The following is a 2,232-nucleotide window of genomic DNA, read 5'->3' as shown; positions in this document are numbered from 1 at the left end:
CTCAGGAGTAAACTCCCTTGCGCTGCCGCTCGACTTGCATGTGTTAGGCCTGCCGCCAGCGTTCAATCTGAGCCATGATCAAACTCTTCAATTAAAGTTTTGTTGCTTCCGTCTTGCGACTTCAGCGGCTCAATGAATTCTGTCATTTGTTTCCGCTTTTAAAAAAGCGAAACCCAAATTATGTACATATTGCTATGAACACTCATTCATTGATTTAATTCTTTGATTACTCACTCGAAAGTAAAGTAATTTCGATTAACTCAACACCTGTGAGTGTCCACACAGATTTCTTGTTTTATCTTGTTAAAGAGCAACTCAATATCCGTAAGAGGACGTGAGTACCACACTGAGCGCCGAACGCTTCCAGTTGGCTAGGGCTGCGTATTCTACGCATTTTCCGTTTCGCGTCAAGGAGTTTTTACAAACTTTCTCAACACTCATCAATCAGTAAACTCATCGATGAACTGTCACATCAGGCTGCTTAACGCTGTCTGCCGTGTCAGTGGATGCGCATTATAGGGAGCAGAAGATTTTGTGCAAGGGCTTTTTTAACAATCAGCGCCAAGCGAATGAATAACCACCAAACTGCAGAAATATACTGCAATATTGAGCAATATCGCTGTTTGGGTTGATAAGTCTGGCAGAAGAAATCACCTATTGCAGAGGTTTTAATAGATTGAATGGGCATAAACAGAAGTTGATAACTATTTTTCGCTATATCTGCCAGCAAACCTCTAAAAACGTTATGCCTAGTGTGATGCCTTACTCTTGTTTGCACCTAGCTAATGATAAGCAATGATCAAATGCACGAGCCCTAAGGTTTATGCTCTTCTTGTTTCTCTTTCTCGAGATCTGTAACGACTTGAGTTTGTGCAGCGGCTTGGACTGAGGAGTTCGTTTCGACACTCGCCGCGACATCATCTCCTACAACGTGAGCGACTTTGAGCTTTCTCACGGTTCGAATCGTAATGATCGGGCCTGAAATCGCATATAAGTAGAAGCCGACACATAAAATCAATGCAGGTTGCACCGACACCACCACAAACACACCGACGACCAGTAAGATCACGATAAAGTTAACCTTGCCGCGCCAATCAATTTCTTTAAAGGAGTGATAGCGGAAATTGCTGACCATCAGTAAACCGGTTGCTGCCGTAACAAGGGCCGCAATCCAACTGATATTTCTTCCATCGAGACTGTATTGATTACCAAGCCAAATACTGCCAGCAATAACAGCGGCGGCAGCCGGGCTGGCGAGACCTTGAAAGTAACGCTTATCGGCGACGCCAACTTGCGTATTAAATCGAGCAAGCCTGAGTGCTGCACCTGCGCAATAGATAAATGCGGCCAGCCAACCAATTTTACCTAAGTCGGCTAAAGCCCAATTGTAGGCAAGTAGTGCTGGCGCCATTCCGAAGGACACCATATCGGCCATACTGTCGTACTCAGCACCAAAATCACTTTGAGTATTAGTCAGTCTTGCCACTCGGCCGTCGAGCCCATCACAAATCATGGCAATAAAAATGGCTATCGCTGCGGCTTCAAAGTTAGCATTCATGGAAGCAATTACGGCATAAAAGCCAGAAAACAAACCCGCTGTGGTAAAAAGGTTCGGTAATAAATAGATACCTTTATTCTTTACTGTTTGATTTGAAGAATTTTGCATACACTTATTACGCTAGTTCGGTGAAGAGAAGTTAGCTTTCAAGATAACATATTTTATTATCATGTCGATGAGAGACCAGTTAGGGATGATTTCGATGTTAAAAGTGAACACGTTCAGCACTATGCTATGCCGCTGGTTTTGGCTCGGCCTTTTCATTGGCCCCGTTTCTGCGGGCGTTATCTATACTTGGGTCGACGAAAATGGGGTGACGCATTACAGCCAACAAGCCCCGCAACAAGAAAACATCAAAGCAGAAAAGCTCTACAGTGAAGATTTAGAGCAGGCGAAAGTGGGTTTTATCGCACCGGTAAAGAAAGCTGAAGCCACTTCTGAAGCCAATGAATTAGAAAAGTCAGCGGCGCTGATCAAAGAGAAAGATGCTAAACAGGCTCAATCCATTTGTGAGAGTGCTAAACACAATTTAGATATTCTCACGACGCACACTAAGCTTATCCGCCAAACTTCCGATTCGGGTGAGTCTGTCGCTATGACAGAGGAAGACCGCCAAGCCTCGATTGCCCAGCAACAGGAAAGAATCAAACTCTTCTGTGATAAGAAGTAGCCAT

General features: G+C 44.3%; 2 protein-coding genes and 1 rRNA gene. 1 reads left to right on the top strand and 2 read right to left on the bottom strand.

All coding sequences use genetic code 11. The annotated features are described in order from the left end of the window. Both NE536_RS22670 and pssA read right to left on the bottom strand, forming a co-directional pair. A 16S ribosomal RNA gene (locus tag NE536_RS22670) occupies positions 1–94 on the bottom strand; the annotation flags it as partial. A gap of 720 nt (positions 95–814) precedes the next feature. Further along, positions 815–1,666 carry a CDP-diacylglycerol--serine O-phosphatidyltransferase gene (gene pssA, locus NE536_RS22665; RefSeq protein WP_012588345.1) on the bottom strand — a complete coding sequence of 284 codons (852 nt, stop codon included), beginning with the start codon at positions 1,664–1,666 and terminating at the stop codon, positions 815–817. A gap of 94 nt (positions 1,667–1,760) precedes the next feature. On the opposite strand from pssA, the gene NE536_RS22660 reads away from it, so the two are divergent. Further along, positions 1,761–2,228, top strand: a complete 468-nt coding sequence (locus NE536_RS22660) for a DUF4124 domain-containing protein (RefSeq protein WP_006080594.1) — start codon at positions 1,761–1,763, stop codon at positions 2,226–2,228. The last annotated feature ends 4 nt before the right edge of the window (positions 2,229–2,232 follow it).

This window comes from Shewanella septentrionalis, assembly GCF_025370265.1.
Taxonomy (GTDB): Bacteria; Pseudomonadota; Gammaproteobacteria; order Enterobacterales; family Shewanellaceae; genus Shewanella; species Shewanella hafniensis.
Note: the sequence above shows the minus strand (reverse complement) of the source record. Positions and strands in the feature narration are given on the sequence as shown.